This window comes from Cryobacterium sp. Hz7 (genome assembly GCF_004402815.1).
Lineage (GTDB): Bacteria > Actinomycetota > Actinomycetes > Actinomycetales > Microbacteriaceae > Cryobacterium > Cryobacterium sandaracinum.
This window is the reverse complement of the sequence record NZ_SOFB01000049.1, coordinates 219,535-242,961: the sequence shown is the minus strand read 5'-3', so window position 1 is coordinate 242,961 and position 23,427 is coordinate 219,535. Positions and strand designations below refer to the sequence as shown.

Below are 23,427 nucleotides of genomic sequence, written 5' to 3'. Positions count from 1 at the left end.
CGGGCACTTCGCGTTACGGGTGAGGAACAGCGTCCACGGCGTGCCGTCAGCTCTGACTTGCCGAGGGCGACACCAGCGGTCGGCCAGGACTCGCTCTTTTAGGTCAGGCAGTTCGGCCCGAGCAGGCTCTTGAGCTCCCCGAACAGGTCGGCGCTGATCTTCACATGATGGGGCAGCTCGAACACTCGCGCCGTATGGCCCTTCACCAGCTTGATCCGCACCTCGGAGCTGCCGATGTGGCGGGTGATGACTTCGCCCAGCGCCGTCACAGTGTCGGTCGTGGCCCGGGATTCCGCCAGCGTGACGGTCAGCGTGCCGGTGTCCGAGGCCAAGCCGAGTTCGGGCGCGAAAATGCTGTACGCGTGCAGGTTCATGCCATCGTCGCGCAGGCTTACCCGGCCCCGCACGACCACGACCGAGTCGCTGACCAGGTCGGACGAGAACTCCTGATAGGCCTTGCCCATGAACATCACGGCGATCTCCCCACCGAAATCCTCGACCTGGATGATGCCGTATTGGTTGCCCGACTTCTTCGCGATCCGGTGCTGCACGCTGGTGATCAGCCCGGCGATGGTGACGGTGTCGGCATCCTGCGTCTGCTCCGATCCCACCAGGTCCACGATGGTCGTGCTGGCGTGCTTGGCCAGCGGGAGCTCTAGCCCGGCCAGCGGATGGTCGGAGACGTAGAGCCCGAGCATGTCGCGTTCGAGCGCGAGCTTCTCCTTCTTGCTCCATTCGGGACGGTCGGGAACCTGCTCACTCTCTTGCGGGTCGTCGAAGAGGCTGTCGAAGTCGAAGCCGACCATGCCGTGCTGCTCGTCGCGCTTGATCTTGACGGCGGATTCGACCGCGGCTTCGTGGATCTCGAACATGGCCCGGCGGGTCGCGCCGAGCGAGTCGAATGCGCCGGCCTTGATCAAGGACTCGACCGTGCGCTTGTTCGCCACCGGGATCGGCACCTTGCGCAGGAAGTCGTGGAACGACTCGAACGCGCCCTTCTCGGTGCGGGCGGCGCGGATCGCGTCGACCACGTTGAATCCCACGTTGCGCACTGCGCCGAGCCCGAAACGGATGTCCGTGCCCACGGCCGCGAAGTACCCGATCGATTCATTCACGTCGGGCGGCAGAACCTGGATGCCCATCCGGCGGCACTCGTTCAGGTACAGCGCGAGCTTGTCGCGGGAGTCGCCGACGCTGGTCAGCAGCGCGGCCATGTACTCGGCCGGGTACTTCGCCTTGAGGTACGCGGTCCAGTACGAGAGCACCCCGTAGGCAGCCGAGTGCGCCTTGTTGAAGGCGTAGTCGGAGAACGGCAGCAAAATGTCCCAGACGGTTTTCACCGCCTCCATGGAGTAGCCGTTGGCGACCATGCCGCCGGAGAAGCCCTCGAACTGCTTGTCCAGCTCCGACTTCTTCTTCTTGCCCATCGCGCGGCGCAGCAGATCGGCCTGGCCGAGAGAGAACCCGGCCAGCTTCTGCGCGATCGACATGACCTGCTCCTGGTACACGATCAGGCCGTAGGTGGTGCCGATGACGTCGGCCAGCGCCTCCTCGAGCTCCGGGTGGATCGGGATGATCTCCTGCTGGCCGGTCTTCCGCAGCGCGTAGTTGGTGTGTGAGTTGGCACCCATGGGGCCGGGCCGGTACAGCGCGATGACGGCCGAGATGTCTTCGAAATTGTCGGGTTTCATCAGGCGAAGCAGCGATCGCATGGGCCCGCCGTCGAGTTGGAACACCCCGAGGGTATCGCCACGGGCGAGCAGTTCGTAGGCGGCCGGGTCTTCGAGCCCCAACTCTTCGAGTACGGGCCGGTGCCCGCGGTTCACGGCGATGTTGTCGAGGGTGTCGTCGATGATGGTGAGGTTGCGCAATCCCAGGAAGTCCATCTTGATCAGGCCGAGGGCCTCAGAGGCCGGGTAGTCGAATTGGGTGACGACCTGGCCATCCGCTTCACGCTTCATGATCGGGATGATGTCGATCAGCGGGTCGGAGCTCATGATCACCCCGGCGGCGTGCACGCCCCACTGACGCTTGAGGTTCTCCAGGCCGAGGGCGGTGTCGAAGACGGTGCGGGCCTCGGGGTCGGACTCGATCACGGCGCGGAAATCGGCGGCCTCGCGGTAGCGCGCGTGGTCCTTGTCGAACATGCCGGTCAGGGGCACGTCCTTGCCCATGATCGCCGGCGGCATGGCCTTGGTGAGCTTGTCCCCCATACCGAAGGGGAAGCCGAGCACCCGGGACGCATCCTTGAGGGCCTGCTTGGCCTTGATCGTGCCGTAGGTGACGATCTGGGCGACGCGCTCCTCGCCGTACTTCTCGGTCACGTAGTGGATGACCTCGCCGCGGCGACGCTCGTCGAAGTCCACGTCGAAGTCGGGCATGGAGACGCGGTCAGGGTTCAGGAACCGCTCGAAGATCAGCCCGTGCACGAGCGGGTCCAGGTCGGTGATGCCCATGGCGTAGGCGACCATCGAACCGGCGCCCGACCCACGGCCGGGACCTACCCGGATGCCCTGCTGTCTGGCCCACATAATGAAGTCGGCCACGACGAGAAAGTAGCCGGGGAAGCCCATCTGGATGATGATGCCGATCTCATAGTCGGCTCGTTTGCGCACATCGTCCGGGATGCCGTTCGGGTAGCGCTTGGCCAGCCCGATCTCGTTCTCCTTGACGAACCAGCTCTCCTCGTTCTCCCCCTCCGGGCAGGGGAACCGGGGCATGTAGTTGGCCTTGGTGTTGAACTCCACCTGGCAGCGTTCGGCGATCAGCAGCGTGTTGTCGCAGGATTCCGGGTGCTCGCGGAAGAGATGCCGCATCTGCGCTGCGGTCTTCAGGTAGAACTCGTTCGAGTCGAACTTGAAGCGGTTCGGGTCGTCGAGGGTCGAGGCCGACTGCACGCAGAGCAGGGCCGCATGGGCGGTCGCGTCGTGGGCGTGGGTGTAGTGCAGGTCGTTGCTGGCCACGAGCGGCAGTTTGAGTTCGCCGGCGAGTTTGAGCAGGTCGGTCATGGTGCGGCGCTCGATGTCGATGCCGTGGTCCATGATCTCGCAGAAGAAGTTCTCCTTGCCGAAGATGTCCTGGAATTCCCCGGCCGCCTTCTTCGCCTCGTCGTACTGGCCGAGGCGCAGGCGGGTCTGCACTTCGCCGCCCACGCACCCGGTCGTGCCGATCAACCCGCCCGAGAACTCGGCGAGCAGTTCCCGGTCCATCCGGGGCTTGAAGTAGTACCCCTCCAGGCTGGCCTTGGACGACAGCCGGAACAGGTTGTGCATACCGGCCGTAGTCTCCGAGAGCAGCGTCATGTGCGTGTACGAACCGGCGCCACCGACGTCGTCACGGTTCTGACCGCTGGTTCCCCAGCGCACCCGGGTCTTGTCTCGCCGGTTGGTTCCGGGGGTGATGTACGCCTCGGTGCCGATGATCGGCTTGATGCCGGCCTCCGTCGCGGTTCGCCAGAAATCGAACGCACCGAACACGTTGCCGTGGTCGGTGATGGCGACCGCCGGCATCCCCTGCTCGATGGCCGCGTTGATCAGCGGTTTGACCCGCGCGGCGCCGTCGAGCATCGAGTACTCGCTATGCACGTGCAGGTGCACGAAGGAATCTGTCGATCCACCCGACTTATTCTGAGAGGACAAAACGGCTCCGAGGTGTTGTAATTGGGCGCTACGCGTCAGGCGTCGCGCAGCACGTCGAGGGCGTGCGCGAGGTCGGCCGGGTAGTCGGTGGTGAAGGTGACCCACTCCCGAGTGTCCGGGTGGTGGAACGCCAGCTGCTTGGCGTGCAGCCACTGGCGGGTCAGGCCGAGGCGCGCCGTGATCGAGGGATCCGCGCCGTACATGGCGTCACCCACGCACGGATGTCGCTGGGCGGCCATGTGCACCCGGATCTGATGTGTGCGCCCCGTCTCCAGGTGCACCTCCACCAGTGACGCCGAGGGGAAGGCCTCGAGCGTCTCGTAGTGCGTGACGGAATCCTTGCCGCCGGCGATGACCGCGAACTTCCAGTCCGACCGCGGGTGGCGCCCGATCGGCGCGTCGATCGTGCCCGTGCTCGGATCGGGGTGACCCTGAACGACGGAGTGGTAGATCTTCTCGACCTCGCGGTCGTGGAAGGCGCGCTTGAGCGCCGTGTACGCGGTCTCCGACTTGGCGACGACCATCAGACCGCTGGTACCCACGTCGAGGCGGTGCACGATCCCGGCCCGCTCGCTGGCCCCGGAGGTGGCGATGCGGTAGCCGGCCGCGGAGAGCGCGCCGACCACGGTGGGACCGGTCCAGCCCACACTCGGATGCGCGGCCACCCCGGACGGCTTGTTGATGACCACGATGCTCTCGTCGTCGTGCACGATCGTGAGATCCGGCACTGGGATGGGCACGATCGCCAGGGCCTCCTTGGGCTGCCAGGACACCTCCAGCCACGCACCGCCGTGCAACCGGTCGGATTTACCGGCCACGACCCCGTCCAACGTGACTCCGCCGGCCTCGCAGACTTCGGCCGCGAAGCTGCGCGAGAAGCCGAAGAGCTTGGCGATGCCGGCGTCGACGCGGACTCCGGCGAGTCCGTCCGGAAGAGGAAGGGAGCGTGTTTCCATGGCGAGAATCAGGATGCTATCTGGGTGGGGGTGGATTCGGACGGGTCCGAGGCGTCGGTGCGGCGACCGTCAAGGCCGATTCCGCGAATGGTCAGATACATGAAGATGATCATGCTCGACACGATCGCCATGTCCGCCACGTTGTAGATGGCGGGGATCAGCCAGGGCGTGGAAATGAAGTCGATCACGTGACCGAGGCCGAAGGACGGCTCCCTCAGCAGCCGGTCGGTCAGGTTGCCGAGCACGCCGCCGAGCAGGAGCCCGAAGACGACAGACCAGGCCAAAGAGCGGATGCGCCCGGCGAACCAGACGATGAGCACCACCACGGCCACGGCGATGATCGAGAAGATCCACGTCATGCCGGCTGCCAGGGAAAAGGCAGCGCCCGGGTTCCGGACGAAGTGCATTTGCAGCACGTCTCCCAGAACCCGGACGATGTCACCCTCGGTCAGTCTGCTGACGATGAGGTACTTACTGATTTGATCCAGAGCGTAAATCCCCAGGGCCACGACGGCCAGGAGGATCAACGCACCGGGGCGCTTCTTCGTTCGAACCTTAGGCGCCAAAGCTCTGGAAGCTCGACTTCGAAGCGTTGCTCGACTCGACCGGCGACGTGGCGTCGAGGTCGCGCAGCTGGGTCTCGATGTAGCTCTTCAGCTTCTGGCGGTACTCGCGCTCGAAGGTGCGCAGATCGTCGATCTTGGTCTCGAGGACGGAGCGCTCCTGGTCGAGAATGCTGAGTTGCGCGCGCTGCTTGGCTTCGGCCTCGGCGACGAGACGGGCTGCGGTGGCGTGGCCTTCGGCGATAAGTGCATCGCGCTTCTCGGCACCCTCCTTGACATGCTCCTCGTGCAGGCGACGAGCCAGCTGGAGAAGGTTGGTCGTGCCGGCGGTCTCGTCGATGGGCCCGGCGACAACCGGTGCGGCCACGACGGCGGGAGCCACGACGGGCTCCGCGACGGCCTCGGGCGCCGGTGCGACCTCCGCTGCGCCGCCAGAGCTGACGCGAGCCTTGAGCTCCTCGTTTTCCGCACTCAGTCGGCGAAGTTCAACGACGACCTCGTCGAGGAAGTCATCGACCTCGTCCTGATCGTATCCTTCGCGGAACTTAGTCGACTGGAACCGCTTGTTGACTACATCTTCCGGAGTTAGCGCCATGGCTTTCCACCCTTAAAACTCGAGTTGCGAACATTGTGTTTGCGTTCAACCAACGCTATCAAGGTCCGACGCGTAGTCAGACCGCGTCAGCCCGGCACGCCGTCGGACAAGAATACATGCCCAGTCCGGGGCGCGAGGTATCGGTCAGCGCATGAGCCCGGTGATCGACATGCCGACGATGACGCAGAGCATGGTGATGCTCCAGCCGAAGTCGAAGGCGATCGGGCCGACTCGAAGCGGCGGCAGGAGCCGGCGGAAGAACTTGATCGGCGGGTCGGTCAGGGAATAGGCCAACTCGATCACGACGAGCAGGGGGCCCTGCGGCCGCCAAGACCGGTTGACACTGCGTACGAGGTCGATGATGAACCGACCCCACATCACGAAGAAGTAGAGCAGGAGGGCGTAGTAGGCGATCGCACCGATCAGGCTGACGGCAAACACGGCGGTAACTACGACTGCGCGAAGAAGGACGCCTCGGCATCGGAGTCCTCCGCGGCATTGTCGCCGGACACGACAACGTGGGACGGGGAAAGCAGGAAGACCTTCGCCGTGACGCGCTCGATCTTCCCGTACAGACCCTGGGACAGACCGCTGGCGAAGTCGATCAGGCGGCGCGCATCGGCGTCGCTCATCTGAGACAGGTTGATGATGACCGGGATTCCATCGCGGAAGGACTCCGCGATCACCTGAGCGTCCTTATACTGACGCGGGTGGACGGTGAGGATTTCATTCATGTCTGAGGCAGCCACATTCTTCGGAGCGGAGGTCTTGCGCAGCGGTGTCACCGATGCGCGACCGGCCGAGGCGGGTGCGCCGGCGGTGTGTGACGACGACGCGGACGACGCGGCGTGCGAGGAATTCGGGGCGGAGTGGGGAGCAGCGGACTTCGATGCCGCAGCGCCGGTCGCCGTCGAGTGAGTGGCCGTCGATGCGGGCGCAGCAGTGGGCGCCTCGTACTCGAGTTCCTCGTCTGCCAGACCCAGGTAAACCATGGTTTTCTTGAGCGGGTTGGACATCTCGACCTCCGTGTTGGTGATTCTTCTTGTCCAGATTAACCGGATACCGGGCGATTCCCGGTGATTGCTGTGCCAATTCGAAGGTGTGTCGCCCCTTCGATGATCGCCTCCGCGTAGTCCTGGGACATGCCCATGGACAAGGATTTCGCGTTCGGCGCGAACTGCTGAATCTGCTCGCCCAGTTCGCGAACCCGGGCGAAGGATGGGCGCGGTTCGGCACCGAGCGGGGCCACCGCCATCAGCCCGATCAGCCGCAGTCCGGCCGTGGAGAGCACGTGCTCGACGAGCTTGGGCAGCTCCCCCGGAGCGACTCCGCCGCGAGACGGGTCATCCGTGAGGTTCACCTGCACGAAGCAGTCGACGACCGAATCCTCCGACGCCAATGCATCGACCAGTGATGCTCGATCCACGGAGTGGATGACGTCGGCGTAGGCCCGCACCTGCCGGGCCTTCTTCCCCTGCACCTGGCCCACGAAATGCCAGGTGAGGTCGAGCTGGAGGAGCTCGGCGGCCTTGGCCTGGGCTTCCTGGTGGCGGCTTTCCCCGAAGTTGCGCACGCCGAGGGCGGCAAGTTCCTGGAGGAGCGAGACGGGCTGGAACTTGGTCACGACGATCGTGGTGAGCTCCGCCGGGTCGCGCCCGGCGGCGGCAGCCGCGGCGACGATCCCACCCTGAACGGCGGTCAACCGTTCCGCGAGGCCACCGGCCCCGGGCCTGACCGACTCACTCATCTGGTTGCCATCGGCATTCTCGCTGCCTGCGGCACTACTTGAGGAAGTCCGGGATGTCCAGGTCGTCCGGGTCTTCCTCGAAGGCCGGGTCGGCCACTGCCGCACCGGGCTCGACGCCGGACCAGACCGACGAGGCCGCGGCATCCGTGTAGGGAGCCGAGTCGGTCGCGCCGACCGCCGCAGCACCCGCCGTGCCCACGCCCGCGCCGACCGCGACACCGGCGGCGACCAGGTCTGCGCGGCGCACCTCGACCGCCTTGGCACCGGGCTCACCGCCGTCGAATCCGGCAGCGATGACGGTAACCCGCACCTCGTCACCCAGGGTGTCGTCGATGACGGCACCGAAGATGATGTTGGCTTCCGGGTGCACGGCTTCCTGCACGAGGCGAGCGGCGTCGTTGATCTCGAAAATTCCGAGGTTGGAGCCACCCTGGATCGAGAGCAGCACGCCATGGGCGCCGTCGATCGAGGCCTCGAGCAGCGGGGACGCAACGGCGAGTTCGGCCGCCTTGATGGCTCGGTCCGCGCCGCGGGACGAGCCGATACCCATCAGCGCGGAGCCGGCACCCTGCATTACCGACTTGACGTCGGCGAAGTCGAGGTTGATCAGACCGGGGGTGGTGATCAGGTCGGTGATGCCCTGCACGCCGGCCAGGAGCACCTGGTCAGCCGTGGCGAAGGCCTCGAGCATGCTGATTCCGCGGTCGCTGATCTCCAGCAGGCGGTCGTTCGGCACGACGATGAGGGTGTCGACCTCGTTCTTGAGGGAGGCGACGCCGGCCTCGGCCTGAGCCTGGCGGCGCTTGCCCTCGAAGCCGAAGGGTTTGGTGACGACACCGATGGTGAGCGCGCCGATGGACTTGGCGATGCGGGCGACGACCGGCGCACCGCCGGTGCCCGTTCCACCACCCTCGCCGGCCGTGACGAAGACCATGTCCGCGCCGGCCAGAGCCTCTTCGATTTCTTCGGCGTGATCCTCGGCGGCGCGGCGGCCGACCTCAGGGTCGGCGCCGGCGCCCAGGCCGCGGGTGAGATCTCGGCCCACGTCGAGTTTGACGTCGGCGTCGCTCATCAACAGCGCCTGGGCATCCGTGTTGATGGCGATGAACTCGACTCCGCGGAGGCCGAGCTCGATCATGCGGTTGACGGCGTTGACACCGCCGCCACCGATTCCAACAACCTTGATGACTGCGAGGTAGTTCTGATTTGTTGTTGACACGTCCGGCCTCCGGTGGAACCCTAAACCTCTTGTCGAAGTTTAAAGTTATGCTGAGTATGCAATTCCTGCTTAGAAAGTTATGCGCCAGCCGAACAGGCTCGGGGAGGCGCGCCCGCGTGTCGCGAAGATCCAACCAAGATCTCAGCGGAGAACGGCGCTATCCGGGGAGGACACATCGTACTCGCCGACGCTGCCGACCGGGTGGCTCACGATCAGGGCCGCGAGCACGACCGCCTTGAAGTCCGACTTCTCCGCACTCCCCCACACAACGCGCGCGCCCCCCACGAGCGTGAGGGTGACGTCGTCCGTGGTGGCGGCGGTGACGGTGTCGAGGGTGGAACGGATGTCTGCCGGCAGGGCCGCGATCACGGCAGCCGCCGCCCGGAAGCCGGCACTGCCGACCCCGGCCCGCGCATCGATCGTGGCGTACCCGGCGGGGCGCTCCGCGCTGCTCTGGATCACTACCCCGGCCGCGTCGACCAGGTCGAACCCGGACTCGGTCACGAGGGCGCCGACGGGCTCCCTCTCGACGACGCGCACGACGAGGGTGTTCGGCGGACGGCTCTCGGTGACGTAGCTCTGAATCAGGGTGAAGGCGGACAGCTCCTTTTGCACCGCGTCGAAGTCCACGAGCGGCAACGGCGTGCCCAGCTGGTCGTCGAGGGCCGATCGGATCTTCTCGGAGGGCACCCGGTTCGCCCCGACGACCTCAATGGTGCGAAGCGCCATCAGGGGCGAGAAGGTGCCGACGAGCACGAAGGTGACGAGCGCGGCCAGGGTGCCGAGCGCCGCCAGCCAGACGTTGCGCCGCCGACGGGAGCGCCAGGTGAAGCGGCGCACCTCCTCCCGTTCATAGAGTTTGCGGGCACGACGGGCTGCCCGGAGCTTGCGTCTGGCCCCGGCCGGAGTCAGCGCAGAGTCGCGGGGCTCCGTGGATGCGGGCGCGGACGAAAGGGAAGAGTCCGGCGCCCGCAGCCGGGACACGGGTGCGATCGTGTCGGCGGCGGGAAGCGTGATCGGCTCGGTATTCGTGTGGTCGCTGCGACCGCTCGACTGGCGTCCTCCCGGCTTGGGACGGGCTGTCTTCGCTGCGGCAGGCTTCGCGCCGGCGCTCTTCGCGGCGGTCGTCTTCGGCCCCGCGGCCCGCTCAGCGCCTGCCGGCGGGCGGTCGTAGCCCTCGGGCCGCTTCATGATCGTCGGCGGGTCATCCGCGCGCCTGCGTGAGCGAGGCGAGCAGCTGGGGAACGATCCGGTAGACGTCGCCGCAGCCGAGGGTGACGACGAAGTCGCCGTCCCGGGCGATCGAGGCGACGTAGTCGGCGGCCTCCTGCCAGTCGGGCACGTAGACGACCTTGCCGGCATCCGTGAACCGTTCGGAAACGAGGGCGCCGGTCACGCCGGGCTCCGGGTCTTCCCGGGCGCCGTACACGCCGAGGACGACGGTCTGGTCCGCCTTCTCCTCAAGCGTCTGGGCGAATTCCTGGGCGAACAGCCGAGTGCGGCTGTAGAGGTGCGGCTGATGCACGGCGATGATCCGGCCGCCGCCGACCACCGTGCGGGCGGCGGACAGCGCCGCGGCCACCTCGGTGGGGTGGTGGGCATAGTCGTCGTAGACGCTGACCCCACCCACGGTGCCGTGCAATTCGAAGCGGCGCTCGGTGCCGCCGAAATCCGAGATGGCGGCCAGGGACGCCTCCGGGGCGAAACCGAGGCCGACGAGCACCGCGAAGGCGCCGGCGGCGTTGATGGCGTTGTGCCGACCTGGGATTCGGAGGGTGGCGAAGTAGTCGCTTCCGGCCCAGGCCACGCCGAAACGCACCGGTCCGTCGGTGACGACCGAGTGCACGCGCACGTCGGCCGCGGCCTCCTCGCCGAAGGTGATGACACGTTTGCCGGCGAGCTTGCCGGTCACGCTGACCGCGCCGGCGTCGTCGGAGGAGATGACCACGAACTCGGTCGCGTTCTGTGCGAATTCGACGAACGCGGCCTCGAAGGCCTCGAGCGAACCGTAGTGGTCGAGGTGGTCAGGGTCGACGTTGGTGACCAGGGCGACGGTCGTGTTGTAGAGCAGGAACGAGCCGTCCGACTCGTCGGCTTCGACCACGAAGAGGTCGTCGGTGCCCGCGCCGGCCGACACGCCGAGCGATTCGATCACACCGCCGTTGACGAAGCTGGGATGAGTTCCCAGGCCGAGCAGGCCGGTCACGATCATGCCGGTCGAGGTGGTCTTGCCGTGGGCGCCCGCGACGGCGACGAGGCGGTGCTTCTCGATCAGCCAGGCAAGCGCCTGGGAGCGGTGCAGCACGGGGAGGCCGCGTTCGTTCGCCAGCACGTATTCCGGGTTGTCCTGCCAGAGTGCCCCCGTGACGACGAGGCTGTCGGCTTCGCCGACATTCTCAGCGGCGTGGCCGATCGCGATGTGGGCTCCCAGCTCGCGCAGGGCGAGCACGTTGTCGGACTCGCGCACATCCGAGCCGGTCACGGTATGCCCGGCGGCGAGGAACAGCCGTGCGATCCCGCTCATCCCGGAGCCGCCGATGCCCACGAAATGCACCGGGCCGAGGTCACGGGGAATGGTGAGGTTCAGGTCGGGCTTGATCACGGTTGCTGGCTCTTCTCAGTCGGAGACGAATGCTGGTGTGCGTTCGGTGCTGGTGTTCTGGTGCTGGAACAACGTTAGCCGCTGTGATCAGGCGAGGGCGGCGTGGATGAAGTCGGTCATTCGCGCCGAGCCGTCGAGTCCCCCGACGGATGCCGCCGCGACGCCCATCCGGCGCACGCGCTCCCGGTCGGTGAGCACGGGAACGAGCTCGTGCTGCACCCAGTTCGGCACGAAGTCCGCATCGTCGACGAGGATCCCGCCGCCGGCGCGCACGACGTCCGCCGCGTTGAAGCGCTGCTCGCCGTTGCCGACGGGGTACGGCACGTAGACGGCCGGGATGCCGAGGGCGCTGAGTTCGCACACGGTTCCGGCGCCGGCCCGGGACACCGCGAAGTCCGCCGCGGACAGCGCCAGGTCCATCCGGTCGCAGTAGGAGATCAGGCGGTAGTGGTGCAGACCTGGGTCTGTCACCTCCGACTTCTCACCGGTGATGTGCAGCACCTGCCAGCCGGCCCTGATCAGACCGGGAGCCGAGGAAGCGATGGTGTTGTTCAGGCGCCGAGCGCCCAGGGATCCGCCGGTGACCAGCAGGGTGGGGCGGTCGGCGTCGAGGCCGAAGAACGCCAAGGCCTCCGGGCGCGCCTGAGCCCGGTCAAGCTCGGCGATCTCGGGTCGCAGCGGCATCCCGACGACGGTCGGGTGGCGGATCCGGGTGCCGGAAAAGGCCACCGCGACGTGGCGGGTGAACCAGGCGCCGAGCCGGTTGGCCAGCCCGGCCCGGAAATTGGCCTCGTGGATGACGATCGGCACCCCCGCCCGGCGTGCCGCGAAGTAGGCCGGGGTCGAGACGTAGCCGCCGAACCCGACGACGACGTCGACCGTGCGGAACCGGATCAGATCGGCCACGTCGCCAATGGCCCGGTTCAGCCGTGGCAAAAAGGAGAGGGCCTGTCGGTTCGGCCGGCGTGGGAAAGGCAGTCGGGGAACGAAGACGAGCTCGTAGCCGCGGGCCGGCACCAGGCGGGCCTCGAGGCCCTCCCTGGTGCCGAGAACGATGACTGTCGCATCCGGTTCCCGGCTCATGATGGTGTCGGCGACGGCCAGCAACGGGTTCACGTGGCCGGCGGTTCCGCCCCCGGCCAGCAGATAGGTGGTCACTATCGGGCTCCTGACGTGTCGGTCGACATGGCGGTGCGTCGTGGCGGCTCCGCGTGGTCGCCCCGGGTGAATGAGAGCACGATGCCGATCGCACCGAGGGTCGTGAGCAGGGCGGTGCCGCCGGCGGACACCAGCGGGAGTGGAACACCCAGCACCGGGAACACGCCCAGGACCACGCCGATGTTGACGAAGGCCTGGCCGATCAGCCAGACGAGCACGGCGGCCGTCGACACGCGGGCCTGCAGGCTCGTGCTGGTGCGCATGATGCGCAGGAACGCGAAGGCCAGCAGGATGAACATGAATAGGACGACGATGGCCCCGATCAGTCCGAGTTCCTCGCCGACGATGGCGAAGATGTAGTCGTTGTCGGCCGCGGGCAGCCAGGACCACTTCGCTTTGGAGTTGCCGAGCCCGACGCCGAAGATCCCGCCGTTGGCGAGTGCCCAGGTGCCGTGCAGCGGCTGCCAGCAGGGTGCCGAGATGGGGCCGTCGAGCTCTTCGCAGCCGGCTCCCATGAAGCTCAGGATGCGCGTCATCCGGTTCGTGCTCGTCAATGCCATCAGAACCGCGAGCACGACCCCGGCGCCGAGAGGCACTGCCAGGAGGCGCAGTCGAACGCCGGCGAAGAACAGGGCTCCGAAGAGGATACCGGCCAGGATCAAGACGGTTCCGAGGTCACCGCCGATGAGCACGAGCAGCACGGCGCCGCCGCCCACGCCGAAGACCGGAATGTACACGTGGCGCCAGTCGTCGAGCCGTTTCTCCTTCTGCGACAGGATCATGCCCAGCCAGACGACGAGGGCGAGTTTGATCGCCTCGGAGGGCTGGAACTGGACTCCGCCGACCGACAGCCAGTTGGTGTTGCCGGCCACCTCGACGCCCAGCGGCGTGAACACGACCAGGCATTGCAGGAGACAGGCGACGATGAGCAACGGCCAGGCCACACGCCGCCAGAACTTCAGCGGCAGGTGGCTGATCATCAGCATCACCGGAACGCCGATCAGCGCGAATCCCCCCTGGCGCAGGACGGTGCCGAAGAAGCCGGTGTTCTCCAGGTAGGAGTCGACCGAGGAAGACGACAGCACCATGACCAGGCCGAACACGACGAGGAACAGGGTCGTGCCGAGCAGCAGGAAATAGCTCGCGGACTCGGCCTTGAACACCCGGCCGAAATGAATTCGGGTGGAGGCGACGGGCGCGGCCTGCCTAGGCGCCGGGGTTCGAGGCGGAGTCTTCATCCGCCTCACCTCCCAGGTGCTCCCGTACGGCTTCTGCGAACAATCGGCCCCGCTGGGCGTAGTCGGTGAACTGGTCCATAGACGCCGCGGCCGGGGCCAGCAGCACGACGTCGCCGGTTTCTGCGAGACCGGCCGCGAGGCGGACCGCCCCGGGCATCACCTGACCAGTGTCGTCGGCGTCGATCTCGAACACCGGCAGCTCCGGCGCGTGTCGCGCGAATGCGTCCCGTAACACGGAGCGGTCGGCTCCGATGATCACGGCCCCGCGCAGGTGGCCGACGTGCCGGGCTACCAGGTCATCGACATCGACGTCCTTGAGCAGGCCGCCGACCAGCCAGACGACGGTCTCGAAAGCGGTGAGCGAAGCATCCGCCGCATGCGGGTTGGTGGCCTTCGAGTCGTCGATCCAGCGGATGCCGGCAAACTCGGCAACGATCTCGATCCGGTGCGCGTCGAGGCGGAAACCCTCCAGGGCGTCGTGGATGACGCCGGGCGCGACGCCGAAGGACCGGGCCAGAGCGCTGGCAGCGAGGATGTCAGCGAGCAGGTGCGGCGCGCTGAGCCCGTGGGCCCGGAGTTCCGGCGCGGTGGTGATCTCGATGGCGGTCTCGAACCGGTCCTCGTGGAACGCGCGGTCGCAGAGGATGCCCTCGACGATGCCGAAGTCGCTGGGCCCGGGGGCGCCGAGGCCGAAGCCGATGGCCCGGGCACCCTCCTGCACGTCGGCGTCCTCGACCATACGGATGGTCGCGGCATCCGCCTTGTTGTAGACGCAGGCCACCTGGGTATTGGCGTAGACGGTGGCTTTCGCATCGCGGTACGCCTCGGCCGAACCGTGCCAGTCGAGGTGGTCGTCGGCGATGTTGAGGCAGACGCTGGAGAACGGCACGAGGGCGCCGGGACCGGTGCGGGGCAGGTGGTGAAGCTGGTAGCTGGAGAGTTCGACCACGAGCACGTCCCAGCCCTGCGGGTCGCGCACGGCGTCGAGGACGGGCACACCGATGTTGCCGCAGGGTGCGACGCGCAGGCCGGCGGCGGCGAGCATCGTGGCCGTCAGCTGCACAGTGGTGGTCTTGCCGTTGGTGCCGGTGACGAGGATCCACTCGGCCGCGGGCCCGACCTTGTCCCGCAGGCGCCAGGCCAGCTCGATGTCTCCCCAGACCGGTACCCCGGCCCGAGCGGCCCAGAGCAGCAGAGCGTGGTCGGGATGGTAGCCGGGCGAGGCGATCAGAACCTCCGGCCGGTGCCGGGTCAGTTCATGCGGAACGACGTCCGGCGCGGCCTGCACCAGTCCCGCCCCGATCACGTCGAGCAGGCGGATGGTGTCGGCAGGAGCGTCCCCCGCCACGACGAGCACATCCGCGCCCAGTTCGACGAGGGTGTCGGCGGCTGCGAAGCCGGTGACGCCCAGACCGAGCACGGCGACACGGAGGCCGGACCAGTCGGAGTGCCAGCTGGTCAACCCGTCGAGGCGCGCGGCGTCAGCCCCAGCGGGCCCGGCCTCATCGGCGTGGCGACCAGCCACTAGCTGGCCAACCATTCGAGGTAGAAGGTGCCGACGCCGGCGGCCACGAACAGCCCGCCGATGATCCAGAAACGCACCACCACGGTGACCTCGGCCCAGCCCTTGAGCTCGAAGTGGTGATGGATGGGGCTCATCAGGAAGATGCGCTGGCCGCGGGTCACCTTGAAGTAGGCGCGCTGCACGATCACCGATCCGGCCTCGATCACGAACAGGCCGCCGATCAGCACGAGCAGCAGTTCGGTGCGGCTCAGGATGGCCAGGGCGGCGAGGGCGCCGCCGATGCCGAGCGAACCGGTGTCGCCCAGGAAGATCTTGGCCGGCGAGGTGTTCCACCAGAGGAAGCCGATCAGGCCGCCGACGATGGCCGCGGAGACGATGGCCAGGTCGAGCGGGTCCCGAACGTCGTAGGCGCGGTAGAGGTCGGCGATGTCCGCTCCCCCGAAGCGGGCCTGGTTGGACTGCCAGAAGCCGATCACGATGAACGCGCCGATCGACAGGATCGACGACCCGGTGGCGAGCCCGTCGAGGCCGTCGGTGACGTTGACGCCGTTGGACGTGGCCGTCACGATCAGACAGATCCACAGCACGAACAGGGAGATGCCGATGATGCTGCCCAATTGCATGAAGTCCAGCGGCAGATCTCGCAGGAACGAGATCTTAGTCGACGCCGGCGTGACGCCGTTGGCGTTCGGAAACTGGATGGCCAGGATGGCGAACGTGCCGGCCACGAGAACCTGGCCGGTGATCTTGGCCCAGCCGCCGAGCCCGAGGCTGCGCTGGTTCCGCGTTTTCAGGAAGTCGTCGACGAAGCCGACCATGCCGAGGCCCACCATCATGAACAGCACCAGCAGCGGCGACGCCGTGACCGGGGACCCGGTCAGCCACATCGCCGAGAAATAGCTGACCAGGGCGCCGAGGATGATGATGATGCCACCCATGGTGGCCGTGCCGCGCTTGGCGTGGTGGCTCTGCGGGCCGTCGTCGCGGATGAACTGTCCCCAGCCCAGCTTCTTGAACAGCCGGATGAACAGCGGCGTCAGCGACAGGGTGAAGACGAGGGAGAAGGCTCCGGCCATCAAAAGTGCTCTCACGAGAACCACTCTCCCAGACGGTCGCCCAAAAATCTCAGGCCGGCGGAATTGGAGGATTTCACCAGCACGGTGTCCCCCGGTTGCACTGTGGCGCAGAGCAGGTCGAAGGCCTCGTCGCCATTCTCGACGAAGGCCGACTCCCCGTCCCAGGATCCCTCGTTGATGGTGCTGATGTGCATGCGCCGCGCGCCGCGCCCGACCACGATGAGCTGGGAGATGTTGAGGCGCACGGCGAGCAGCCCGATGCGGTCGTGCTCCTCACCAGCCAGTTCGCCCAGCTCGCTCATCTCGCCGAGAACCGCGATGGTGCGCCGGCCGGGAACACCGATCTGGGCGAGGGTCTTGAGCGCCGCCGTCATGGAGTCCGGGCTGGCGTTGTAGGCGTCGTTGATGACGGTCACCCCGTCCCGGCCGCCCATGACCTGCATGCGCCAACGTTCGGCGGTCTGCACGGATTCGAGGGCGGAGACGATGTCGTCGATCGCGACCCCCAGGATCTCGGCGGCGGCGGCGGCGGCCAGAGCGTTCATGACATGGTGTTCGCCGAGCACCTGGAACGCCACCGGGCGGGACTGGCCCGAGGCCAGGTGCAGCGTGAACGTCGTTCCGGACGCGGAGGCGTGCACCGCGGTCGCGCGCACTCCCTCGTCGCCGTACTGGCCGAACCAGACGATCCGGGCCCGGGTGGAGGCGGCCATACCGGCGACGCGCGGGTCGTCGGTATTCAGCACGGCGACATCCGTCGCCAGCAGCTCGGTGACCATTTCGGTCTTCGCGCGGACCGTGGCTTCGATGCCTCCGAATTCGCCGGCATGGGCGAGGCCGACCTTGAGCACGATCCCGATGTCGGGACGGGCCATCCGGATGAGCCGGGCGATCTCTCCGACGCCGCTCGCGCCCATCTCCGCCACCAGGAAACGGGTGTCGCGGGTCAGTTCGAGCATGGTCAGCGGCGCGCCGACCTCGTTGTTGAAAGATGCGCGGGCCGCGACGGTCGGGCCGACGCGCTCGAGCACGGCGCGGAGCAGGTTCTTCGTCGTGGTCTTGCCGTTGGATCCGGTGACGGCGACGATCTTGAGGTTGCCGGCTTCCCGCACGCGGGCCACGACGTCGGTGGCGAGGGCGCCGAGGGCGAGCACGGCGTCCGGCACGACGATCTGCGCCACGGGGAGATCAAGGTGTCGTTCGACGATCAGCAGGGTGGCGCCGCGTTCGACGGCGGCCGGGGCGAAGAGGTGGCCGTCAGTCACCGCACCGGGCTTGGCCACGAAGATGGAGCCGGGAACGGTGTCGCGCGAGTCGGTGTGCACCATTCCGTCGGTCACGGAGTCGATGCTCCGAGAGGTTCCGTCCAGGTGGAGCGTGCCGTCGACGGCCAAGGCGATCTGGCCCAGGGTCAGGGCGATCATCTACAGCCACCCCGCATCGCGCAGCGCCTGGCGGGAATCGTCCCGGGCGGAGTACGGAATCTTCACGCCGGCAACCTCGTGGTAATTTTCATGGCCGGGTCCCGCATACAAGATCGCGTCGCCTTCTTTCGCTAGGGACAGCGCCGTCCGGAACGCCGTCCGGGGGTCGGGCACCTCATGGAACTCTCCGCCGGGCACGGCCTCCCGTGCGGCAGCGAGCAGAGTGGTACGAATGGCCGCGGGGTCCTCGAACCGAGGATGGAAGTCGGTGATCACGACGACATCCGCCCCGCGGGCAGCGATCGCCCCCATGTCCGCCCGTTTCGTGGTGTCGCGGTCGCCGTCGGCGCCGAAGACCATGATCAGTCGGCCGGGAGTGAACTTACGGATGGCGGCGAGGGTGTTCAGGAACGCGTCCGGGCTGTGCCCGTAGTCGATGTAGACGAGCGGTCCCGTGTCCCCGGAGATGCGCTCGGCGCGCCCGGGGATGTAGACGTCGATTCCGCCGTCACGATCGAGGGAATGGGCGATCGCCTCGAGGTCGTAGCCGGATTCGACCAGCATCAGGATGGCCAGGGCGGCGTTGGCGGCCATGAACCAGCCGACCAGGGGAACCCGGGTCTGCAGGCGGCGCCCTTCGGGGCCCTCGAGCAGGAACTCGGTGTACAGCGCGCTCTCGGAGACGATGGACATGTGCCAGTCGGCGGCGACGTCCGGGTTGCTGCTCAGGGTGGTGACGGGGATGCGGCACTCGTCGACGATCCGGCGGCCCCAGTCGGAGTCGACCGTGATGACGCCCCGCCGGGAGCGGTCGGGCTGGAACAGCTCGAGTTTGGCCTGGAAGTACTCGTCGAGGCCCGCGTAGTCGTCGAGGTGGTCGTGACTCAGATTCGTGAACCCGGCGACGTCGAAGACGAGCCCGTCCACGCGGTGGCGGGTCAGCGCCTGGGCGGACACCTCGATCGCAACGGCGCGCACCTCGGCCTCTCGCATGCGGGAGAGGAGGGCGTGCAGCTCGGTTGCCTCCGGGGTCGTCAGCGAGCTCACCACGGCGAGGTCGCCGATGCGGCGCTCGGCCGTCGAAGTGAGGCCGGCCACGACGCCCAGCTGGTTGAGCAGGGCGAAGAGGAGATAGACCACGCTGGTCTTGCCGTTGGTGCCGGTGACGGAGAAGAGCGTGGCCGGATTGGCGTCGGTGCGGTAGATCCAGGCGGCGACGGCACCGAGCGCGGCGCGCGCGTCCGGGGTCACCAGGATCGGCAGGCCGCTGTCGGCGGCCAGCACCGCCCCGGCCTCATCGGTCAAAATCGCGACCGCACCGGACTCGCGGGCGCCGGCGGCGTAGGACGCGCCATGACTCGCGCGCCCGGGAACGCCGACATAGAGGTCGCCGGGCTGAACGGTTCGGGAGCTGAGGCTCACGCCGGTGACCTCGAGGCCATCGACATCGCCGTGCACATACAGTTCGAATTCATCGACCAGTCCCGACAACGATCTGGGGACCGGATGCTGAGGACGGAGAGCCGAGGGTGCCAATTCGGTCACGGGGCTCGCTTTCTTACCAGGTACCGGGAAGGGCAGGCGCGGTGGCGCCCGAGGGGACTGCCCGGTACTTCTTCAGCACCTGACTCATGACCTCTTGAAAGATCGGAGCAGATGCCGCGGAAGAGTTCAGTTTAACAGGGTCGGCGAGGCTGACCGAAACGACATACTGCGGATCGTCGCCCGGAGCGAAGCCGGAGACCGACACCAGGTACCCCTTGGTGTACCCACCCCGACCATCGGGCATCTGCGCCGTCCCGGTCTTCGCGCCCACCCGGTAGCCCGGAATCTCCCACGTCCTGGCCAGCCAGGCCTTCTGGTAGACCATCTCAAGGATGTCTGCGGTCTCCCGGGCGGCGGCGGCCGACACGACCGGGGTGCCGACCGCTTCGGGCACGTCGGTCATGCTGCCGTCAGCGTGGCGGCAGCCTGCGACCAGTTGCACGGGCATCCGCACGCCGTTGTTGGCCAGGGTCTGGTAGATACTGGAGACCTGGATGGCCGTAGTGGTGAGCCCCTGACCGAACATGGTCGCGTACTTGGTCTGGTTGTCCCAATCTTCGAAGGGGCGCAGGGTGCCGGATTCCTCGGCGAGGAAACCGGACTCCGAGGCCGAGCCCACACCGAACTTACTCATATAGTCGTAGCGCTGCTGGTCACTGATCAACTCGCCGAACTTCGACATGCCCGTGTTCGAAGACTCGATCATCACGCCCGTGAGGGTGAGGTTCAGGTCGGCGTGGTTTGAGCTATCGTTCACGTTGGCACCGTTGGGCGGCAGGTACCGGTAGGGCGCGACGACCCGGCTCAGCGGGGTGGCGGCCCCCACGTCGAGAACGGATGCCGTGGTCAGCGCCTTGTACGTAGAACCGGGCTCGAAGGGGGCGGTGAAGGCCCGGGAGCCGCGGTCCTCAGCGTCGGGGGTGCCGTTGACGTTGTTGGGGTCGACCGACGGGTAGTCGGCGACCGCGACGAGCTTCCCGGTCTTCACCTCCTGCACCACCACGTTGCCCCAGGCCGCGCCTGTGGCGACGGCCTGTTCGGCCAGCACCTGCTGCACGAACCACTGCAGGTCGGAGTCGATGGTCGTGACGACGTCGCCGCCGTCCTTGGCCCGGACCGTGGTGACGGTGCTCTGGGGCAGGCGCACGCCATCCGCTCCCTTCTCATAGGTCTCCGTGCCGTTGGTGCTCGCGAGGCAGGCGTCCTGCCCGAGCTCGATGCCGGCCTGAGCCTCTCCCCCGGAGGAGACGAATCCGACCAGGTTGCCGGCCACGGCGCCATCCGGGTAGACCCGGCCCGGGTTCTTCTCGGCGTACATCCACGGGATGTCGAGCTTGTCGATAGCCCGGAACACCGAGACGTCCACGGCCCGCACGACGACGGCGTAGTCGGAGTCCTTGTCGGCGGCCAGGGAGCCGGAGATGATCTGGAGGATCTCGTCGCCGGTCTGCCCGGTGAGGGCGCCCACCTCCGCGGCCGCCTGCGCGACCGTCACGGTCACGTCCCCATCGTCGGTGGTGCGGTCGAATTCCGCGGCGTTCCGCGGAGACAGGGTGATGTCGTACCGCATGACCGTGCCGGCCAGGACGACCCCGTTCGTGTCGACGATGTCTCCGCGGGCTCCGTAGACGGGCTGCTCGACCGACCGGTTGCCCAGCGAGTCGGCGCTGAGCGTCTCGGCGCGCACGACCTGGATGTCGACGAGCCTGACCACGAATACAGCCACGAACACGAGCAGGATCAGGATCGTCGCGGCACTGCGCCGCCTGCTGGACCGGGAGCTGCTCGCCACCTGCGATTCCTTACTGCGGCCGGGGCCGCGGGTTGGGCGCGTTCTGGGAACGAAACTAACGGGAGGCGGGCGGGACGTCCCTCGCGAGACGGGCGAACCGGGGCGGGCTAGCGGGTCGTGGGCGTCGGCAGAGCGTTGGGTTCGGCTGCCGGGGCAACCGGGGCGACCGCCGCGGGGACCTCGGCCGGTGAACCGCCGAGGCTGGCTCCCTGACCGGTGGTCTGCGGCAGTTCCGTGACCAAAGGTACGCCGACGAGGAGCGAGTTGGGCACCAGGCTCGCCGTACCGGCCGAGCTTCCGCTGGCCGAGGCCGGGGCGCCGCGCACGGCGCCGTCGGACAGGCGCAGGAACAGCGGGTTGGAGTTGGTGACCATGCCGAGCGCTTCCGCATTGGCGGCCAGGCTCTGCGGGGACGAGACCCGCACGAGGTCCTCGGTGACGCTCTCCGCCGTGCGCCCGAGTTCGACCTGGCTGGCCTGTAGCCGGGACACCTCGTAGGCGGACTGGGAGATCCCGACGCTCAGCAGCAGCTGGGCGAGCACGATGGCAGCCACGCCGGTGACGGCCGAGAGGGCGTAGACGATCTTCGGACGCGCGTGACGCTGGCTGCGCGGCGAGACGATCTCGATGTGGCGAGGCTCCGGCACCGAAGCGGTGTCGGGGGTGCTCTCCCAGTTGGGTCGTGGTGCGCGTGCGAGGTTGTCACTCATGCGGCTCTCCTCAGTCGCTCGGCGGCGCGAAGGCGAACCGGCGTTGCGCGCGGGTTTCTCGCCTTTTCTTCGTCCGAGGCCAATTCGGCCCCTCGGATCACAAGCTTGAACAGTGGTTTGTGTTCGGGAAGTTCGATCGGCAATCCGGCAGGGGCGGTGGAGCCGGATGCCTTTGCCAGGGTCTTCTTCACGATCCGGTCCTCGAGGGACTGGTAGGCCATGACGACGATGCGCCCACCGACCGCGACCGAATGAAGCGCTGCGGGAATGGCGCGCTCGAGCACGGCGAGTTCCTGGTTGACCTCGATGCGCAGCGCCTGGAAGACCCGCTTCGCGGGGTGTCCGGCGCGCTGAACGACAACCGGTGTGACGGCGGTGATCACGGAGACCAGCTGGGCCGACCGCACGAACGGGGTGGTCTCCCTGGCCTCGACGATAGCCTTGGCGTAGCGTGCCGCCAGCTTCTCCTCGCCGTACTCGTGGAAGATCCGGCGCAGCTCCTGCTCGCTGTACGTGGCCACGATGCGCTCGGCCGTCAGGTCGCTGGTGTTGTCCATGCGCATGTCCAGCGGCGCGTCCTTGGAATAGGAGAAACCACGCTCGACCCGGTCGAGCTGGAGCGAGGACACGCCGAGGTCGAAGAGCACGCCGGACACCTCGCGGATGCCGAGGCCGGCCAGCGCGTCCTGAATACCGTCGTAGACGGTGTGCACGAGGTGAACCCGGTCGAGGAACGGCTTCAGCCGCTCCTCGGCGATCGCGAGGGCGTCGAGATCCCGGTCGAGTCCGACCAGGACGAGCCCGGGGAATCGCTGCAGAAACGCCTCGGCGTGCCCGCCCATGCCGAGAGTGGCGTCGACGAGCACGGCGCCGGGTCGTTCCAGTGCCGGTGCGAGCAGCTCGACGCAGCGGTCGAGCAGAACTGGGGTGTGGATGTCGTTGATGGCCATAGTCCCGGGTGGTTCCTGATTCCTGATTCCCATCCATTCGTCTCTGCCACCGGGGAAGTGTGTCAGGCAGAACGGCTGGGAGTCAGGCGTCAGGAGCTAGATGAGTCCCGGAATCACCTCCTCCGTGATGTTCGCGAATGGTTCTTCCTGTTCGGAGAGGTACACGTCCCAGGCGGCGGTGTCCCAGATCTCTACCCGGTTGCCGGCGCCGATCACGGTGAGGTCCCGGTCGAGCCCGGCCCAGGCGCGCAGGTTCGCGGGGATGGTCACCCGGTTCTGCTTGTCGGGCTGCTCTGCGCTCGCGCCGGAGAACATCATGCGACTGAAGGAGCGCCCGCTCTGGTCCGTGAGCGGCGCCTGGGAGATCTTCGCGTAGTACGCCTCGAACTCCCGGGTCGTGAACACGTAGAGGCAGTTCTCCTGGCCTCGGGTCATGACGATCCCGGGAGACAGCTCGTCCCGGAATTTTGCGGGAAGGATGATGCGGCCTTTTTCGTCGAGCTTGGGGGCGTACGTGCCAAAGAACATTCATCCCCCCTCTCATCCGGTCACGGTCCAGATCTTGCTCCACTTTACTCCACTTTGATCCACCAAACAGAATAAACACGCAAATATTGGAGAAATTCACCCTACTTATCCGCGGGAAAACGGGGGAAAGCGGAGTGGAGGGAAATTCAAGGCCGGGATTC

General features: G+C 67.3%; 20 protein-coding genes. All 20 read right to left on the bottom strand.

The annotated features are described in order from the left end of the window. Positions 1 to 98: 98 nt before the first annotated feature. Positions 99 to 3,566, bottom strand: a complete 3,468-nt coding sequence (gene dnaE, locus E3N86_RS11415) for a DNA polymerase III subunit alpha (RefSeq protein WP_104099546.1) — start codon at positions 3,564 to 3,566, stop codon at positions 99 to 101. A 107-nt stretch (positions 3,567 to 3,673) separates the two neighbouring features. Further along, positions 3,674 to 4,594, bottom strand: coding sequence for an RluA family pseudouridine synthase (locus E3N86_RS11410; RefSeq protein WP_104099511.1), 921 nt, complete (start codon positions 4,592 to 4,594; stop codon positions 3,674 to 3,676). An 8-nt stretch (positions 4,595 to 4,602) separates the two neighbouring features. Continuing rightward, the gene (lspA, locus tag E3N86_RS11405) at positions 4,603 to 5,160 is read right to left on the bottom strand and encodes a signal peptidase II (protein WP_233191149.1); all 558 of its coding nucleotides are present in this window, start codon (positions 5,158 to 5,160) and stop codon (positions 4,603 to 4,605) included. Continuing rightward, a complete protein-coding gene (locus E3N86_RS11400) occupies positions 5,150 to 5,752 on the bottom strand; it encodes a DivIVA domain-containing protein (RefSeq protein ID WP_134511965.1) in 603 nt (200 codons plus the stop codon). Before E3N86_RS11400 ends, lspA begins: the two co-directional genes overlap by 11 nt. A 144-nt stretch (positions 5,753 to 5,896) precedes the next feature. Then, positions 5,897 to 6,193 (bottom strand): YggT family protein, encoded by a 297-nt coding sequence (locus E3N86_RS11395; RefSeq protein ID WP_104099514.1) that lies wholly within the window; start codon positions 6,191 to 6,193, stop codon positions 5,897 to 5,899. A gap of 8 nt (positions 6,194 to 6,201) precedes the next feature. Further along, positions 6,202 to 6,768: a cell division protein SepF gene (locus tag E3N86_RS11390; RefSeq protein ID WP_104099515.1), complete on the bottom strand. Its 567-nt coding sequence runs from the start codon at positions 6,766 to 6,768 to the stop codon at positions 6,202 to 6,204. 35 nt (positions 6,769 to 6,803) lie between these two features. Then, a complete protein-coding gene (locus E3N86_RS11385; protein ID WP_104194790.1) occupies positions 6,804 to 7,499 on the bottom strand; it encodes a YggS family pyridoxal phosphate-dependent enzyme in 696 nt (231 codons plus the stop codon). Positions 7,500 to 7,533: 34 nt separating this feature from the next. After that, entirely contained in the window at positions 7,534 to 8,718 is a 1,185-nt protein-coding gene (gene ftsZ, locus E3N86_RS11380) for a cell division protein FtsZ (RefSeq protein ID WP_104099517.1), read from the bottom strand. Between the two features lie 141 nt (positions 8,719 to 8,859). After that, a complete protein-coding gene (locus tag E3N86_RS11375; RefSeq protein ID WP_134511964.1) occupies positions 8,860 to 9,909 on the bottom strand; it encodes an FtsQ-type POTRA domain-containing protein in 1,050 nt (349 codons plus the stop codon). Between the two features lie 13 nt (positions 9,910 to 9,922). Next, the gene (murC, locus tag E3N86_RS11370; protein ID WP_134511963.1) at positions 9,923 to 11,320 is read right to left on the bottom strand and encodes a UDP-N-acetylmuramate--L-alanine ligase; all 1,398 of its coding nucleotides are present in this window, start codon (positions 11,318 to 11,320) and stop codon (positions 9,923 to 9,925) included. A gap of 87 nt (positions 11,321 to 11,407) precedes the next feature. Then, the gene (locus E3N86_RS11365; RefSeq protein WP_134372939.1) at positions 11,408 to 12,478 is read right to left on the bottom strand and encodes a glycosyltransferase; all 1,071 of its coding nucleotides are present in this window, start codon (positions 12,476 to 12,478) and stop codon (positions 11,408 to 11,410) included. Then, complete coding sequence (gene ftsW / locus E3N86_RS11360; protein WP_134372936.1) at positions 12,478 to 13,716, bottom strand: putative lipid II flippase FtsW; 1,239 nt, start codon at positions 13,714 to 13,716, stop codon at positions 12,478 to 12,480. Before ftsW ends, E3N86_RS11365 begins: the two co-directional genes overlap by 1 nt. Then, positions 13,685 to 15,241 carry a UDP-N-acetylmuramoyl-L-alanine--D-glutamate ligase gene (gene murD, locus E3N86_RS11355; protein ID WP_241980661.1) on the bottom strand — a complete coding sequence of 519 codons (1,557 nt, stop codon included), beginning with the start codon at positions 15,239 to 15,241 and terminating at the stop codon, positions 13,685 to 13,687. The genes ftsW and murD overlap by 32 nt, the downstream gene beginning before the upstream one ends. Then, positions 15,241 to 16,332 (bottom strand): phospho-N-acetylmuramoyl-pentapeptide-transferase, encoded by a 1,092-nt coding sequence (mraY, locus tag E3N86_RS11350; RefSeq protein ID WP_134343348.1) that lies wholly within the window; start codon positions 16,330 to 16,332, stop codon positions 15,241 to 15,243. Before mraY ends, murD begins: the two co-directional genes overlap by 1 nt. After that, positions 16,329 to 17,741 (bottom strand): UDP-N-acetylmuramoyl-tripeptide--D-alanyl-D-alanine ligase, encoded by a 1,413-nt coding sequence (gene murF, locus E3N86_RS11345; protein WP_134511962.1) that lies wholly within the window; start codon positions 17,739 to 17,741, stop codon positions 16,329 to 16,331. The genes mraY and murF overlap by 4 nt, the downstream gene beginning before the upstream one ends. Then, on the bottom strand, positions 17,742 to 19,286 hold the full coding sequence (locus tag E3N86_RS11340) for a Mur ligase family protein (RefSeq protein WP_134511961.1): 1,545 nt from the start codon (positions 19,284 to 19,286) through the stop codon (positions 17,742 to 17,744). It lies immediately after the preceding gene. A 13-nt stretch (positions 19,287 to 19,299) separates the two neighbouring features. Continuing rightward, complete coding sequence (locus tag E3N86_RS11335) at positions 19,300 to 21,078, bottom strand: penicillin-binding protein 2 (protein WP_241980659.1); 1,779 nt, start codon at positions 21,076 to 21,078, stop codon at positions 19,300 to 19,302. A gap of 107 nt (positions 21,079 to 21,185) precedes the next feature. Continuing rightward, positions 21,186 to 21,788 (bottom strand): hypothetical protein, encoded by a 603-nt coding sequence (locus E3N86_RS11330; RefSeq protein WP_134372925.1) that lies wholly within the window; start codon positions 21,786 to 21,788, stop codon positions 21,186 to 21,188. Continuing rightward, the gene (gene rsmH / locus E3N86_RS11325) at positions 21,785 to 22,738 is read right to left on the bottom strand and encodes a 16S rRNA (cytosine(1402)-N(4))-methyltransferase RsmH (RefSeq protein WP_134511960.1); all 954 of its coding nucleotides are present in this window, start codon (positions 22,736 to 22,738) and stop codon (positions 21,785 to 21,787) included. Before rsmH ends, E3N86_RS11330 begins: the two co-directional genes overlap by 4 nt. A gap of 96 nt (positions 22,739 to 22,834) precedes the next feature. Continuing rightward, on the bottom strand, positions 22,835 to 23,266 hold the full coding sequence (gene mraZ / locus E3N86_RS11320) for a division/cell wall cluster transcriptional repressor MraZ (RefSeq protein ID WP_134372919.1): 432 nt from the start codon (positions 23,264 to 23,266) through the stop codon (positions 22,835 to 22,837). Between the last annotated feature and the right edge of the window lie 161 nt (positions 23,267 to 23,427).